Source organism: Bradyrhizobium sp. B117 (assembly GCF_038969555.1).
GTDB lineage: Bacteria > Pseudomonadota > Alphaproteobacteria > Rhizobiales > Xanthobacteraceae > Bradyrhizobium.
Map to the genome: position 1 here is coordinate 2,809,560 of NZ_CP152414.1, position 15,423 is coordinate 2,824,982.

Consider the following 15,423-nt stretch of genomic DNA (forward strand, 5'->3'; position numbering starts at 1 on the left):
AGGGAAAAGTGCAATCTATGAACCAGATCATTTGAGGTTGAAGGAGATCGTGCCTCACTGAGGGTAGGCGAGTTCGAGGATTGCACCAGGAGGCGGGCAATGCCGATCACTACGGAGACGACCTCGTTCACCAAAGACGTTCAGGGCCGCTACCTCTGCAACAACCTCGCGGAGGTTGATGCGTGGAAATCTGCAGGCGGGCGTCCGTTCGATTTCATCATTGTGGGAGGTGGAACGTTCGGCTCGGCAATCGCGGAGCATTTGTGGTTCCGACAAAAACAAACCGGCGGCGGATTGCGGACGCTGATCGTCGACGCCGGGAGGTTCACTGTTCCCGAGCACGTCCAGAACACCGGGATCCAGGGGTTCGCCGACCCCACCAATCCATTCTTCCTGAACGAGAACCTGCCGCAGCCGGAGCAGCCACGCAACGAGGTCTGGGGCATCCCCTGGAAATCGACCATCCCCTTCAAGGGGCTGGCATATACGCTGGGTGGCAGATCGCTTTATTGGGGCGGCTGGTCGCCGCGTCTCCTCGATGAAGAAATGGCGACGTGGCCGCCGACCACCGTGACCGATCTGAACACCCGCTATTTCGACGAGAGTTCCCGGCAGATCGGTGTCGACGAGGCGAACGATTTCATCGCCGGCGAACTACAGAACGCCCTGCGACGTCGGCTTTTCGACAATCTCGCCAGCGTCCCCGGGGTGTTTTCCCTCGACGCGCTGCCGCCTTCGCCACTCTTGAAGCCGGGCGCTGACCCTGCACAGCTACTCGGTCTGACGTCTACCGGCGGACTTTCTCAAAACGACCTGTTGAATTTGTTGAAGCTGGAGGCGCCCCTCGCTGTACAGGCGCGGCCGCCCCATGCGGGATTCTTTCCGCTGAACAAATTCAGCGTCGTTCCGCTCCTCATGAAGGCGGCCCGGACGGCGGCAAGTGACTCCAACGGCAATGACTCAGTCAAGGAGTTCATGGTGCTGCCGGACACGCACGTCCTGACGCTGCGTACGGTTCCGACTGCAGGGGGTACCTGGCGCGTTGCCGGCATCGATACAAGCCGCGGCCCGATCGATCTGGCACCGGGTGGTACCGTCATCATGGCGCTTGGTACGATCGAGAACGCTAGGCTTGCGCTGGCTTCGTTTGACGCAACAGGACTTCCGACCTTGCCGCTCATTGGCAAGAATCTGATCGCGCATCTGCGTTCGAACCTCGTCATCCGCGTGCCTCGCGCGGCGATCTCCGGCCTTTCGCCGACCGTCAACGAACTGCAAACCGCGGCATTGTTCGTGAAGGGGCGAGCGACGCGGCCTAACGGCGATCTGATCGGCCGTTTCCATCTTCAGATTTCAGCGAGCGGTGGCGGCAATGCCGTCGGCGGGGAGGATGAGCTCTACCGCAAGGTTCCCGATGTCGACTTTTACGACCAGCTTCGTACCTCCAACGATACGCACGTGGCTATCGCAATAAGAGGGCTCGGAGAGATGGAGCCCATCGATCCGGCTAACCTTGCTGCCCACCCAAGCCGTGTCGACTTGAGTTCGCGCCCTGACGAGTATGGAATTCGTCGCGCGTCGGTAACGCTCACGACGACCCCTCGGGATCAGGACCTCTGGGGCGCAATGGATGCGGCCATGCAGCAGGTAGCCGCCATTTTTGCCAACGGGCAGCCGATGCAGGTACTCCAGAACAATCAAGACGGTCTCGGGACGACCCATCATGAAGCCGGGACGCTTTGGATGGGGACCGACCCGACCGCGAGCGTCACGGATGGCAACGGACGTTTCCATCACACCGAAAACCTCTATGCGGCGGGCCCGGCGTTGTTCCCGAGCATCGGCTCACCCAACCCGATGCTGACCGGCATCGCGTTGTCGCGCCGCACCGGCGACCTCATCATGACGCCGCCGCCGTTCGCGGCCGATGCGGGCTTCGAGACGCTGTTCGATGGCACCTCGCTCGGTGACTGGACGATGTCGACGATCAGCAACCAGCCGGGGCGCGACGATCCCGGCGCGTTTCGGGTCCGGCGGGGCGTGCTCGAGGGACGAACCGGAACGGATCTGGGCCTGCTCTGGCTCAAGAGACCGACACCGGCCCGCTACGTCTTGCGGCTGCAATGGATGATGACCGCGGCGGACGACAATTCAGGCGTCTTCATCGGCTTTCCGGACCCGCGCAACGAGGGCTACGACAACACCGCCTATGTCGGCGTCAACTTCGGATTCGAGATCCAGATCGACCAATTGGCGCGTCCCGACAACGGACCGATCCACAGGACCGGAGCGGTCTACTCCTTCAAGGGCCCGACTGATGGTCCATTGACCGTCCATCCGGTTGGAGAATGGAACGACTATGAGATCACCGTCGATGGCGCCGACATCACCGTCGCCCTGAATGGACAGACGGTCAACCTCTTCCATTTCGCGGGCGATCCTCAGTCTCCGCGCCGCGGGCTTCCATCGACCGCACAGGACCCGCGCTTCATCGGCCTACAGACGCATACGGGGCGCGTGCTCTTTCGCAACATTCAGTGGAAGGCGCTGTGACCGATGAACCTGATGGCGCTGGGATCATTGGGTGCCGTGGAGACGAACGGCACCGTAACGTTCGGACTCTGGCTCCCTTGGGTCTCGGCGGCCGACGGCAATGTCGTCACGGTGAAGATCATCCATGAAGCAGACCAGTTTCTGCAGGCGATATCGGCTAGGGAGTTTCAGCTCGCGCACAGTGTACGTCCTCCTTACGGGGATTTCTGGTCGGTCACGGTCCCCATCGCTGGGACTCCGCCCGCGGTCCAGGGCTCCGCCTGGGGCAATCCGGGTCGTTACGTCTACCGATACACGATCACGAACCCGAACGTCGGCACGGTCGACTGGATCATCGACCCCTTTGCGCGCGAGTTCGGTGTCGGCAAGCAGTCCGCCTTCACCTTGGGCTACCAGCCCTACGTCTGGAGTGCCGGTGAGGCCCAATGGCGAACGCCGGCGCTGGCGGATCTGATCCTGTATGAAGTGAACATCGCGGAGTTCGGCAACGACCTCGATCGCGCCCGCGGCCTCGTCGCCTATCTCGCTGACCTCGGGATCAATGCCATCGAGATCATGCCGCTTTCCAACGTCGGCAACTCGGTCGACTGGGGCTATCTGCCGATCGGCTACTTCGGGGTCGACGAGCGCTTCGGCAAGCGGTCGGATTTCCAGCAGCTAGTCGACATCTGCCACCAGCATGGAATCGCCGTGATCGTGGACGTCGTCTACGGCCATGCTGGCGTGGATTTCCCGTACTACGATGCCTATACGCGGCTGCAGTACCGCGAGAATCCGTTCATGGGGCCGTTTGCGAAAGACTACTTCAGCAATTTCGGCAAGAGCACGGATTTCAATCGGGAGATCACGCGAGACTACTTCTATACGGCCAATCACCATTGGCTCGACGTGTATCACGTCGACGGCTTCCGTTACGACTGCGTGCCGAACTACTGGGACGGGCCGATGGGCGTGGGCTACGCGAGCCTTGTCTATGAAACGCACCAACTGACCAAGGCGAACATTGCAGCGGGTCGTCCATATTGGAGCCGCTTCGACGCGGGAGCCGGCAAGCCGCTGGCGCTAGTGCAGATGGCCGAGCAGCTCGAAGCCCCTGAGGAAGTGTTGCGATCTACCTATTCCAACAGCACGTGGCAGAATGGCACCTTCGGCGCGGCGCGTGCGGTGGCCCAAGGCGACCGCGGCCAGCTTTCCGACCTCGGCTTGAAGCTCGGGCTGTTCGGCTATCCGGACCGGGAAACTGTCAATGGCGACGACATCCCCAAGACCGCGCTCCAGTACATCGAGAACCACGACCACGAACGATTCCTGTGCAACTTCGGCACCTCCAATCCGGATGAAGCAGGCAATCCGCTGTTTGCGGAAGGCGACCGCAGGCGCTGGTACCTGCTGCAGCCCTATTTGATCTGTTTGCTGATGAGCAAAGGCATTCCGATGCTCTGGCAAGGCGAGGAGTTTGCGGAGAACTATTTTCTGCCCGATTTCGGAATGGGCCGGGTATCGCTGCTGCGACCCATGCGTTGGGATTTTTTCTACGATGAGTCAGGCCGTCCGATCGTGAGCCTGGTGCGCAGGCTGCTGCGCATTCGGCGGCAGAGAGACCACATTCGCCAAGGCACGTACTTCTTCTTCAATGATTGGGACCGGTATCAGCAGTTCGGCATCCTGCTGTTCGCGCGTTACGACGGCGCCAGGTACACCTTGGTCGCCGTCAATTTTGGCGACACCGACCGAACCGTCCCGTTCTGGTTTCCTATCGCAGGCGATTACGCCGAAGAGCTACATGGGGGCGCTCTAGATCTGAACAATGTTCCCGCGCTGCAGCAGGTCTGGCTGAACATTCCCTCGCACTACGGCCGAGTTTGGACGCTGACGTAGGAGCAACGCAAATGTTTGGTAGTCGAGAAAGACTGCCCAACGCTTCGGACGAGAGCTTGGTGAGGGCGTGGCGGAGAGAGGCTCAGCTAACGGCACGGGGCCCGGACGTCCTCTGAGATTGCCGCTGTCTCCAGCACGTTGTCGGCTCCGGATTAAGTTTACGTAGAGGGTGTCACACGCTGGCCGCTTCCTCACGAACAAGGTCACAACGTTAGCTGATGTCCGCTTCTGGGCACGATGCGAATCGTCACTTCGCGTTTGGGTCGTGTGAGGCTGTTGTCAGCCTTTTAAGATTGAAAATGGGCTTGAGTCGCAGAGTGTTAGCCAGTTCATAATTCATGTCGAGCCTGCCGCCTTAAGCTTTCTGAGACAACCGCTCGGGAGGCAACGATGACACCCGATTGGCTTATTTTCCCTGCGACTATCGCCTGTGTCTGCATCCTGATTATTGTGAGTTTGATGGTCCTTGGCGCTTGGTAGGCAGCCGAAAGAGGTATCTTCGAAGACCTCTGAATATTTGCCTTATACCGACGTGGACTCGTATAGGTCAGCAGTTCGATCGGGTGCGGCATGGATTGCCCGAGTTGCGGCAGAGTCAACCCAGAGGGAAGAAAGTTCTGCGGCGGTTGCGGCGCGCCGCTATTCTTCCGCTGCCCTGCTTGTGGGGCGGACAACCCGTCGGGCAAGAAATTCTGCGGCGACTGCGGTGCCCAGCTCGTGCCGACGGTAGTGGCCCGCGCATCGACATCCACCGTGCCACCGCTCACGGAGCGCTCAAGCCTGTCACCCGGGCCATCTTCTTCCGCCGAGCGTCGCCAGCTGACAGTAATGTTCTGTGACCTCGTCGGCTCGACGGCGCTTGCGACAAAGCTCGATCCGGAAGACCTAGGGAAGATAATCGCCGAGTATCGCGACAGCGTCGCAGCGGCCGTCCGCAAGTACGGTGGTACCATTAGCCGCTACATCGGCGATGGCATGCTCATCCTGTTCGGCCATCCTTTAGCGCATGAGGATGATGCAGAACGCGCGGTGCGCGCCGCGCTTGAGATCGCCGCCTCCATGCGCGCGCCGCGAGGCCCACCGGCTTTCGAGCTGCGGGTTCGCCTGGGGCTCGCAACTGGTCTCGTGATGGTCGGCGACCTTATCGGCAGCGAAGCTGCGGAGGCACAGGCGGTCCTTGGCGAGACGCCGAACCTGGCCGCTCGGCTGCAAGCGCTCGCCGAGCCAGATGGGGTGGTCATTGCCGAGGACACGCGGCGGCTCATCGGCGGGCTCTTTGACTACGAGGATCTTGGCTTGGTCACGCTAAAGGGCTTCGTCGCGCCAGTGCAGGCCTGGCGGGTGCTGCATGAGGGAACGGCTGAAAGTCGCTTTGAGGCGCTGCACCCCTCAGTGCTCACCCCACTGGTTGGGCGCGACGATGAACTAGCCTGGCTTGAGCGGAGCTGGCGGCGTGCGAGCACGGGTTCCGGTCAAGTGGTGGTGCTCGCCGGTGAGGCGGGGATCGGCAAGTCGCGCCTCGTCGCGGCTATTCAGGAGCGTATCGAACGCGAACCGCACACCTGCTTGCGCTACTTCTGCTCGCCGCATCATCAGGAGAGTGCGCTCTATCCCTTCATTGCACAACTCCAGCGAGCGGCTTGTTTCGATCGTGAGGACACACCGAGGGCCAAGCTTGACAAGCTCCGAGTGCTGCTATCCCCGGCATTGCCGCCTGACGAGGACGCGGCGATCCTGGCCGAGCTGCTGTCGATCCCGAACGGCGATCTGTACCTGCCGTCTCCCTTAACGCCGCAACAAAGGAAGGAGAGAAGCTTCGCCGCTCTGATTAGACAGCTCGAAGCTCTGGCGCGACGACATCCAACCATGATCGTGTTCGAGGACGTGCAATGGATTGATCCGAGCTCGCGCGAGTTGCTAGACAGGACGGTCGATCGTATCTCGGCCCTGCCGGTCTTGGTGCTTGTCACCCACCGTCCCGACTTTCAGATGGTATGGACCGGGAAGCCGCATGTCGCCTTGTTGGTGCTGAACCGGCTTGACCAGAATGCGGGCGCCGCCTTGATCCGGAGCGTGGCCGGCGTCCGCACGCTGCCGACCGAAATCGTCAATGAAATTTCTGAACGAACAGATGGCATTCCGCTGTTCGTTGAGGAGTTGACCAAAGCGGTGCTTGAAGCGAGCCCCGAGGAGATCCCGCGAGCCATTTCCTTCGCGCCGCTGCCCGGAGTTGCTGTGCCAGCCACGCTGCATGCTTCATTGATGGCGCGCCTTGACCGAATCGGTCTGATAGCAAAGGAGGTGGCGCAAGTCGGCGCAGCCATTGGCCGCGAGTTCTCCTACGATTTGCTTACCGCGATCGCGCAGCGGCGTGACAGCGAGTTGCAGGCGGCGCTCGACCGGCTGATCAGCGCCGGGCTCGTATTTGGGCATGGCGAACCGCCCGACGCGAACTTCTTGTTCAAGCACGCACTCGTGCAGGACGCAGCATACGGCACAATGTTGCGCAGCCAACGCCGCAAACTTCATGCGCGGATCGCGGGCGTGCTCGAGGAGAGGCTCGCTAGAGGCATCCAGGAGCAACCGGAGATCCTTGCTCACCACTGCGGACATGCTGGTCTGATTGAGAAGGCGGTTTCCTATTGGCAAGAGGCCGGTGAGCGTTCCAAGGCTCGATCGGCAATGACAGAAGCGATCGGGCAGATGAGAAGGGCGCTCGACCTGCTTCTCCATCTGCCGGATACCCCCGGGCGCCAGCGCGTCGAAACGGAACTTCAACTCGCGCTCGGCGGGGCACTAATCGCTGTGAAGGGCCATGCGGCCGAAGAAACAGGCAAGGCTTATGCTCGGGCCCGCCACCTCTGCGAGCTGCTGAACGACTGCCCGACCCTGCTCAAGGCGCTCTGGGGCGAGTTCGTGCATTTTCACGTACGGGGTGAAACGGACAGGTCGCATCGTATCGCCGAGACCCTGCTCGACTTCGCCAAACGACAGAAGGATACGGCCATTCTGGTCGCAGGTCATCGCGCAGTCGGTGATAGCTGGCTCCATCGCGGCCACTTGACCTTGGCGCGCGCTCATCTTGAGCAGGGGCTCGCTCTTTACGAACCGGCGCAGCAGCGTTCTCTGACGGCTCTGTTCGCCGAAAATGCCCGCGTGGCAATGCTTTCGTTCTTGTCACTGACATGTGGTCTTCTTGGCTTCGCAGATCAGGCGCGCAATCAGAGCAATGATGCTTTGGCAGAGGCGCGCGAGTCGTCTCACCCGATCAGCCTCGCATTTGCACTTAGCGTCGCGTGCCGGCTGCATTTCGTTCTCGATGATGTGGCCATGGTGGGCCGCCGGGCAGAGGAGCTAATCGCGCTTACCAAGGAGCAGCGCTTTGGCTTCTTTCTCGCGATGGGCACCGCATATCGCGGCTGGACGTTGGTCGAGGCTGGCGACACCGAGGCTGGAGTGGAGTTGCTCCGACGCGGTATTGAAGGATTTCAGGCGTCCGGCGCAGCATGGATTCTGCCGTTCTATCTTGCCCAACTTGCGACAGCGGAGGCAAAAGCAGCGCGGTTCGAAAATGCGCTCGGCCAGTTAAGCGAGGCGTTGGTACTAACCGAAAAATCTGGGGTGCGATGGTTTGAGGCGGAGCTGTTGCGGCGGAGAGGTGAGCTGATCCTGACTGCACGACCGGGCGCCGAGGCCGACGTGGAATCCGATTTTCGCCATGCCATCACAATTGCGCGCCAACAGAACGCGAAGCTTTGGGAACTCCGCTCTGCCCTGAGCTTGGCTCGGCTTTGGTGCAAACAAAACAGGCGCGATGAAGGACGCCGTCTATTGGCGCCGGTCTGTGGCTGGTTCAATGAGGGCTTCGACGTGCGCGACTTGAGGGAAGGCAAGACGCTGCTGGAAGAACTAAGCGTGTAGATGCGTGGCAATTTGATCTCAACTTAGGACACCAATTCTGACCGATTAGGACACCTAGGCTGCTTCGAACGTTACAGCTATCGGACGATCCGAGGTGATCTCGCGATGGACAGCGTAGAGCGCTTTTTTGTCGGCGTGGCCGTTGCGGGCGGGATATCTCTTTGCGCAGCAGTGTTGATGCTTGGTTCTTAGCACTACCGCCCACGAGGAATTGATAATTTCACCAGGTGCTTCTCGCGGCACTTTCTTCAATTCGCGGAGTCGATGCCGTGCTTCTCCGCATTTCCATGTGCTCGACGGCACGGTGGAGTTGCAGGACGCGAGCCAGTCGCTCTTACTGTTGGCTACCGAATGAATGAGAAGACCCAATGGGCGCCCTCATTCTTACTTCGGCGATTGCAGGCCCGGCGAAGCCAGCCACCCTCTCAGGTGAGAAGCCGCCTTAGCCCGTCGAGCTTGGCGAACAATTCGCTCTCTGCTGGGCGGAATGCTTTGGGCCTCTTCCCACAGATCCTGTGCCGCCTCCACGAGCAGTTCTTCCAAAGTGGTATTCTTGAACCGAAGTCTTCTCAGCATTGTGTTGCTCCCTCGAATGCAGGCGGGAGCGCGATCGCTCTCTCGGCCACCGGGCACCAACAGAGGTCAGTCTTTGGCCGGTGATGCTAGGCAACTGTCCACACGGACGAAGGTTGCTAAACTGGATCGCCAAGCAGAAAGCCCCGCTGCTTGGGCGCGTGGTCCCCACCGTGTTACCGCATTTCGAGTTCTTTGATCGCGAGAGCCGATATCTCCGTCGGGTCATGCGCACCGCTTTGCGCGACCTTGATGATCTTCTTCGCGACCATTTCCGTAAGGGGATCGTCGCGATCCTTGACGCAGAGGGCATGGAGCGTTTGCGCGTAAGCTTTAGTGATGCAGCTGACCATCTCCGGCTCAATCGCGGCTTCTTGGATCAATTGGTGAATAATACCCATCTCTAAACCGGAGGCAGGCTCAACTGCCTCCAACTCTTTCGGGATACGGTCCCGGTGCGCTCGGTGGCGGACTTGTAGCTGGCAAAGGTAGCTAGCAAATCGACCGCTAAGTCCATGTGGACATCCGCGGGTTAGCTCGTCGATGATCCGGGTCTGCCGAACAACATGGCGCTCACCGGGTGCAATGTGCTGCTCGACTTCAGCTAAGTGCTGGCGCAGCATGCGAGGATCCATGGTTCCATCTTTGCACGATACGGGAACCGGTCCCACTTAATTCGTCTATCCACCGACGAATTTAGACCCCCGGCGGGTGCTCTACTCGTCTCTAAGTGATCTTGGTGTCCAACTAGTTTGAAGGCTACGGATGCGGACGCCCGTCACAAAGAACGGCCACGTCGGGAGCAACGAGCGGCGTCGCGCGTTGTAGAAGAGGGAAGCTGTGCGCATGGAGCAACGGTGGCAGCCATGGTGGACCTCACTCCGAACCGCGCCCATGGTCCGTCTCCGATTTGGAGCCGGAGCACCGCCGGGCGATCTGCAAAGAGATTGGGGGGCGACTTCGCGGTACCCTCGCGGACGATGCGGCGCCGCTACCACCACAACTGGAGGGTTTGGTAGAGCGGCTTACCGAGTCGGACGGCGGAGCGTCGCCAACCGCCTCAGCGCGCCAAGACGACGCCGCATCCCTGCCGCTCTGGAAGCGTGTCATGAGGCTTTGGCGAGACTTCTGAGAGGGCCACTCAGGATCGGGCCGCGCAACCTTGGTGCAGCCCAAGCGGGAGCAACAGATCATGACTGACGATCAGGTCAATCTCGTCGTTCAGCAGCTTTGCGAACAATTGCACTTGGCGCTCCGATTGAAGGGCAGCGAGGCACATCCACCAAACGCCAAGGATATCGGATTCGATCCTGCCTCTGTAAGAACTGTATTGCTGACCGGCTTGCGTTCGGCAGGTGTCACGATCCACCATGAGGCGGTCGGAGCGAGCGAAGAGCCGCCATGGTCCTAAACGCGAAGCGCGTGACCGCCTTCGCAACGCATTAGCGTTCTACTGCGATGTATCCGATCAACAGATGGCGTCTTTGGATCAGGCCAACTGACTCTTAATCAGCGGGTCCCTGGTGGGCCCATCAAATAAAAATCAATTGCTTGCAGCGATTGAGCACCAGAACGGGCTCTTCGGTTGGACGTTTTCGGCACCCAACTGCACTCAGGGCTGCTCGATCTTGCCAAGTACATCGCCGGTCGTGGATGAGCCTTTCGCGCTGACGCAACTCGTCATCACGATCGCGCAGGTTTTCAATTTGCAAACGAAGCCCGACTTCATGCCAGCCGACAAACGGATGAAATCCTCAGCGTCTAGAGCGATCTTCCGATCAACGGCTGCGTGATCTCGCTAGTGCCGCCATAGCGAGATCGGACGAATCCGTGCGGATGATTCTCAGTCGGAGGATGGCGGATGGCGCAGCGCAGTCAGCCGACCGTCCGTCAATCTGATTACTCACCTCTTTCCGTACTCCATGAATACGTAGTCGCGGTTCTGCACCACCGTGTGGCACGCGAACCCGCACTTCGCGTCGTTTTCCTGCGGCGGTTTGGAGGCTGCGGTAGAGGGCTTAAACATATCGGACGCCGCGTCATAGTCGAACGCGCCCCAGCCCCATCCGCCGCTATCCGCGAATCTCTTGCTGTCCTTCACCATGAAATCAACGTCGTGCTGCGTACCTGGCACGGATGGCTGGCCGGGATACGCCTCTTGTTTTTTCGGCGTCCAATGAATTTTCGCCATTTTCGCGCCGTCCGGGAAAGGCTTGCCATTGCCGGGCACGCCTTCCTTGTAGGCGCTGATCATTGCCGGATTCCCCACGATCACAGCAATGAGGCCTTCGTTCTCACTGATCGCGATCACCGGCCAGTCCTCGTATCCCCTGAACTCTGAGAACGCGAGCCCATTCGGGACTTGCACAGTGTACTTGTCCTGCGCAGAAATCGCGACGCCAGCTGCCAAGACGGCGAGCGACACCGAAATACTTAGACGGATCAGCGTGCTCTTTTTCATTGTCGCATCTCCCTCATTCGATCTAGCGGGGGATAACTCTTTGTCGAAATCGCCTTGTCGTATTGCCTTCTCCGAGGCTCAAGACTGCGCCGACCGTTGGTCAGGTGTTTCCGGCGGACTCAACGGGTCTCCGGATGGCAGGAACGAAGCTGCGAAAAGGTGGCACCTCGGCTCGGCCGTAACGTCAGGACTTGATGAAGGCCAGTAGATCGACGTTGATGGTGGGCGCTTCCGTCGTCGGCATTCCATGCGGAAAGCCCCTGTACGTCTTCAGCGTCCCCTTCTTCAGAAGCTCGGCCGAAAGCGGAGCCGAGTCCGCATACGGGACGATCTGATCGTCGTCCCCGTGCATCACCAGGACGGGGATGGTAATCTTCTTGAGGTCATCGGTGAAATCGGTCTGCGAAAATGCGACGATCCCGTCGTAATGTGCCTTGGCGCCGCCCATCATGCCCTGTCGCCACCAATTGTCGACGACGGCCTGCGAGGTCTTGGCGCCGGGTCGATTGTACCCATAGAACGGGCCCGCCGCGAAATCGCGATAGAATTGTGAACGGTTGCCGGCGACCTGGGCCTGAAGTCCGTCGAAAACCTCCTTCGGAAGGCCGCCCGGATTGGCATCGGTCCTCACCATGAGAGGCGGCACCGACGAGATCATGACAGCCTTTGCGGCTCGCGCTTCCCCATGCCTTGCCAGATAGTGCGCCACCTCGCCGCCGCCGGTGGAATGTCCGATGTGAATTGCATCTTTCAAGTCGAGATGCGCAGTCAGAGCTGCGAGATCGTCGGCATAATGATCCATGTCGTGGCCGTCAGCCGTCTGGCTGGAGCGGCCGTGACCGCGGCGGTCGAGGGCGACGACGCGATAGCCCTGATTGAGGAAGAACAGCATCTGCGTGTCCCAGTCGTCGGCCGACAGCGGCCAACCGTGGCTGAAGACGATCGGCTGGCCCGAGCCCCAATCCTTGTAGAATATGTCGACGCCGTCCTTAGTCTTGATGAAAGGCATGATTTCCTCCCGCAGCGCCTATTGGTTACGCAAACCATGCCGCTGACCTTCGCTCATGAGTAGCGAGATTGCTCGTTGATCCTTGTTAGATGCCGTTGGCAGTTGCGAGTGGCCGCCAACGAGGACCGCGCGGAACTCGGTAGGCGCCGCAAAAGGCTGTGGTGACCGACCTGTCTTTGGTCTAAGGTCCGGGCCGTTCAGGCAACGAAGCCATGATCACACCGTCGGCGCAGGACAGCGAGGTTCTTTCGTTCGGGCCTTTCAGGCTGATCGCGAACGAGAGGCGACTGACGAAAGACGGCGAACCCGTTGAACTGAGTGGTCGTGCGCTCGACATTCTGCTGACGCTGACTTCACAACCGCACAAAATCATCAGCAAATGCGAGTTGATGGCTCACGTGTGGCCCGGTATCACGATCGAAGACAGCACCCTCCGTTTCCATGTCGCGAATTTGCGCAAGGCGCTCGGCGATCAGGATCCGGGCGCTAGATACATTGCGACCGAGCCGGGTCGCGGATACTCCTTCGCGGCTTCGGTTTCGCGGGCGGCCGGCCGGTCAACGCAACAGCAAAGCCTCGAAGGAGGTTTCCGCCACACCAACTTGCCTGATCGCGCCACGGAAATGATCGGCCGGGAAGACGATCTTGAGCGCATGCGCGCCCACCTGTACGCGGGACGTTTCGTTACGATTGTGGGCCCCGGTGGGGTCGGTAAGACGACGCTCGCTGTTGCGCTGGGGCACCGGCTGCTGGAGGGCTTCGCCGGTGCGATTCTTTTCGGCGATCTCAGCATGGTGAGCGACCCGGCGTTGGTGCCGACCGTGATCGCGTCGATGCTGGGATTATCCGTCCGTTCCGATAACGTTACGCCAGCCATAGAGGCCTACCTGCGAAACCAACGGGTGCTGTTGATTCTTGACACCTGTGAACACCTGGTCGGGTCGGTCGCCGAGTTTGCTTCGAGGATCTTTAGGTCCGCGCGACAAGTCCACATCCTGGCAACAAGCCGCGAGGCGCTCCAGGTCGGCGGAGAACATGTGCTTCGGCTCGAACCGCTGAAATGTCCGCCTGATGATGCGGTGCCAAGCGCGGCGGTAGCCCGGACGTTTCCGGCAATCCAGCTCTTCGTCGAGCGCGCCGTGGCGGGCGGCGCCAAGCTCGATTTCACGGACGAAGAGGCGGCGACCGTCACGCGCATGTGCCGCAAGCTCGACGGGGTCGCACTCGCAATCGAACTCGCGGCGCGCCAGGTAGGGGCGTACGGGATTGATCAGATCGCCGCCCTTCTCGACGAACGTTTGACTCTCTTGTGGGAGGGGCCGCGCACCGCTCCCCCGCGTCAGAAGACCTTGCAGGCCACGCTCGACTGGAGCTTCAATCTGTTGTCCGAAGTCGAGCGGACGGTGCTTCGGCGGCTGGCCGTGTTCGTCGGCCATTTCACCCTCGACGCCGCCACGGCCGTCGCCACGAGCGCGAATCTCGACCGAACCTGCGTCTTCAATGCCATCGGGAGCTTGGTGGCCAAGTCTATGCTCGCGGCGAGTCCTATGGTCGGCGTCATGCGCTATCGACTTTTGGATACCACGCGTGCCTACGCTCTCCAGATCCCCATCGGCAAAAGCGATGAAGCCGATCTGGCCGCGCGTCACGCCACCTACTTTCTTCGTTGGCTGGAGCAGAGCAACAGGGAGTGGCCGGCACTATCGACCGGCGCCGAGCGGGTCCCGCATTTTGCCAATCTGGACAATGTCCGCGCCGCTCTCGAGTGGTCGTTCGGTAACCGTGGCAATCCGGAGATCGGGATCAAGTTGGCCGCAGCAACGGTCCCGGCTTTCCTTGCGATGTCTCTTCTCTCCGAATGTCATCGCTGGTCCGAGCGAGCGCTTCTCGCTCTCGATGATACCACGCGGGGCAGTCGTGTGGAGATGCATCTTCAAGCGGGCCTCGGAATTTCGTCGATGTTGACGATGGCGAACGGCGAACATGCGCATATGGCGCTCACGAGAGGTTTGGAGCTTGCGGAGAAGTTTCTCGATCCCGAAAACCAGCTTCGCTTCATCGGCCAGCTCCACCTGCTTCACAGGCGCGTAGGCAATTTCAATCGAATGCTCGCATTTGCGCAACGAAGCGAGGCTGTCGCCACTGTGGTGGCCGATCCCACCGCGATGGCGACAGCGGACGTGCTGCTCGGAGTTTCGCATCATTTGATCGGAAACCAGGCCGACGCGCGCGCGTACGTCGAGGCGGCTCTCGCGAGAGAGCCCGCCCGCGACCGGGTCAAGGCACGTCACTACGGTTTCTATTACGAACGTGCCCGCATCGTGCTGGCGCGCACTCTGTGGCTGCTGGGCTATCCGGATCAGGCGGTGCGGATTGCACGACAGACCGTCGGGGAGCTGGCCGATAGCGAGGCGGTCACCGTCTGCATCGCGCTCATATGGGGAGGGTCCGTGTTCCGCTGGGCCGGCGACTTGACGAGCGCAGATGAATGCATCGATCGCCTCATCTGGTACGCGGACCGGCATTCTTTGACGCCATACCGTGCCGTCGGGGACGGCCTCCATGGCGAGGTGTTGATCCGCGCGATGCGTTGGCGACGCTGGACGCGGAAGGTTACCAGCTCTACGCGACAGAGTTCAACAGCTCGCTGGCCCAGGCCCTTGCGATGGTGGATCGCGATGACGAGGCTTTGTCGATCATCGATAGTGCTATCGCTCAGGCAGTGAGGCACGGCGACCTGGTGATGCCTGAGCTGCAGCGCATCCGCGGAGACCTGTTGGCGAAAACTTCCGATGAGTCCGGAGCAGAACAAGCCTTCTGTCGCGCGAAGGAGCTGGCCGACCGGCAATCGTCATTGTCTTGGCGGTTGCGCGCATCGTGCAGCTTGGCTCGACTGCAATTTCGACAGGGCCGACGGGAGGAGGCTCTGATCGGCCTCGCTGAAACCTATACGCGTTTCAGCGAGGGATTTGGCACCGCCGACCTCAAGGCTGCCGATCTTTTGCTGAAAAGCTTCGTTTAGAACGGG

Annotated in this window: 9 protein-coding genes; 6 read left to right on the forward strand and 3 right to left on the reverse strand. The window is 60.5% G+C overall.

The genetic code is table 11. The features are described 5' to 3' along the window. Nucleotides 1-99: 99 nt before the first annotated feature. The 3 genes from AAFG16_RS13800 (at nucleotide 100) to AAFG16_RS13810 (ending at nucleotide 8,352) form a co-directional block, all read left to right on the forward strand. Complete coding sequence (locus tag AAFG16_RS13800; RefSeq protein WP_342739462.1) at nucleotides 100-2,553, forward strand: family 16 glycoside hydrolase; 2,454 nt, start codon at nucleotides 100-102, stop codon at nucleotides 2,551-2,553. 3 nt (nucleotides 2,554-2,556) lie between these two features. Beyond that, entirely contained in the window at nucleotides 2,557-4,431 is a 1,875-nt protein-coding gene (locus AAFG16_RS13805; RefSeq protein WP_342739463.1) for an alpha-amylase family glycosyl hydrolase, read from the forward strand. A 570-nt stretch (nucleotides 4,432-5,001) separates the two neighbouring features. After that, nucleotides 5,002-8,352 carry an AAA family ATPase gene (locus AAFG16_RS13810; RefSeq protein WP_342739464.1) on the forward strand — a complete coding sequence of 1,117 codons (3,351 nt, stop codon included), beginning with the start codon at nucleotides 5,002-5,004 and terminating at the stop codon, nucleotides 8,350-8,352. A 749-nt stretch (nucleotides 8,353-9,101) separates the two neighbouring features. Here the strand turns inward: AAFG16_RS13810 and AAFG16_RS13815 are convergent. Further along, nucleotides 9,102-9,548: a hypothetical protein gene (locus AAFG16_RS13815; RefSeq protein WP_342739465.1), complete on the reverse strand. Its 447-nt coding sequence runs from the start codon at nucleotides 9,546-9,548 to the stop codon at nucleotides 9,102-9,104. A 569-nt stretch (nucleotides 9,549-10,117) separates the two neighbouring features. Here AAFG16_RS13815 and AAFG16_RS13820 point away from each other — a divergent pair. Next, nucleotides 10,118-10,336 carry a hypothetical protein gene (locus tag AAFG16_RS13820; protein ID WP_283084936.1) on the forward strand — a complete coding sequence of 73 codons (219 nt, stop codon included), beginning with the start codon at nucleotides 10,118-10,120 and terminating at the stop codon, nucleotides 10,334-10,336. A gap of 492 nt (nucleotides 10,337-10,828) precedes the next feature. Here the strand turns inward: AAFG16_RS13820 and AAFG16_RS13825 are convergent, their stop codons facing one another. Together AAFG16_RS13825 and AAFG16_RS13830 are read right to left on the reverse strand one after the other, a co-directional pair. Next, the gene (locus AAFG16_RS13825; RefSeq protein ID WP_342739467.1) at nucleotides 10,829-11,386 is read right to left on the reverse strand and encodes a cytochrome P460 family protein; all 558 of its coding nucleotides are present in this window, start codon (nucleotides 11,384-11,386) and stop codon (nucleotides 10,829-10,831) included. A gap of 184 nt (nucleotides 11,387-11,570) precedes the next feature. Next, nucleotides 11,571-12,395, reverse strand: coding sequence for an alpha/beta hydrolase (locus tag AAFG16_RS13830; protein WP_342739468.1), 825 nt, complete (start codon nucleotides 12,393-12,395; stop codon nucleotides 11,571-11,573). Nucleotides 12,396-12,607: 212 nt separating this feature from the next. Here AAFG16_RS13830 and AAFG16_RS13835 point away from each other — a divergent pair, with 212 nt between their 5' ends. Both AAFG16_RS13835 and AAFG16_RS13840 read left to right on the forward strand, forming a co-directional pair. After that, nucleotides 12,608-15,121 carry a winged helix-turn-helix domain-containing protein gene (locus AAFG16_RS13835; RefSeq protein WP_342739469.1) on the forward strand — a complete coding sequence of 838 codons (2,514 nt, stop codon included), beginning with the start codon at nucleotides 12,608-12,610 and terminating at the stop codon, nucleotides 15,119-15,121. Nucleotides 15,122-15,138: 17 nt separating this feature from the next. After that, entirely contained in the window at nucleotides 15,139-15,417 is a 279-nt protein-coding gene (locus tag AAFG16_RS13840; RefSeq protein WP_342739470.1) for a hypothetical protein, read from the forward strand. Nucleotides 15,418-15,423 lie beyond the last annotated feature (6 nt).

Coding starts and splice junctions, on each gene's coding strand:
- AAFG16_RS13800 (WP_342739462.1), top strand. CDS start 100: ATGCCGATCACTACGGAGACGACCTCGTTCACCAAAGACGTTCAGGGC.
- AAFG16_RS13805 (WP_342739463.1), top strand. CDS start 2,557: ATGAACCTGATGGCGCTGGGATCATTGGGTGCCGTGGAGACGAACGGC.
- AAFG16_RS13810 (WP_342739464.1), top strand. CDS start 5,002: ATGGATTGCCCGAGTTGCGGCAGAGTCAACCCAGAGGGAAGAAAGTTC.
- AAFG16_RS13815 (WP_342739465.1), bottom strand. CDS start 9,548: ATGCTGCGCCAGCACTTAGCTGAAGTCGAGCAGCACATTGCACCCGGT.
- AAFG16_RS13820 (WP_283084936.1), top strand. CDS start 10,118: ATGACTGACGATCAGGTCAATCTCGTCGTTCAGCAGCTTTGCGAACAA.
- AAFG16_RS13825 (WP_342739467.1), bottom strand. CDS start 11,386: ATGAAAAAGAGCACGCTGATCCGTCTAAGTATTTCGGTGTCGCTCGCC.
- AAFG16_RS13830 (WP_342739468.1), bottom strand. CDS start 12,395: ATGCCTTTCATCAAGACTAAGGACGGCGTCGACATATTCTACAAGGAT.
- AAFG16_RS13835 (WP_342739469.1), top strand. CDS start 12,608: ATGATCACACCGTCGGCGCAGGACAGCGAGGTTCTTTCGTTCGGGCCT.
- AAFG16_RS13840 (WP_342739470.1), top strand. CDS start 15,139: ATGCCTGAGCTGCAGCGCATCCGCGGAGACCTGTTGGCGAAAACTTCC.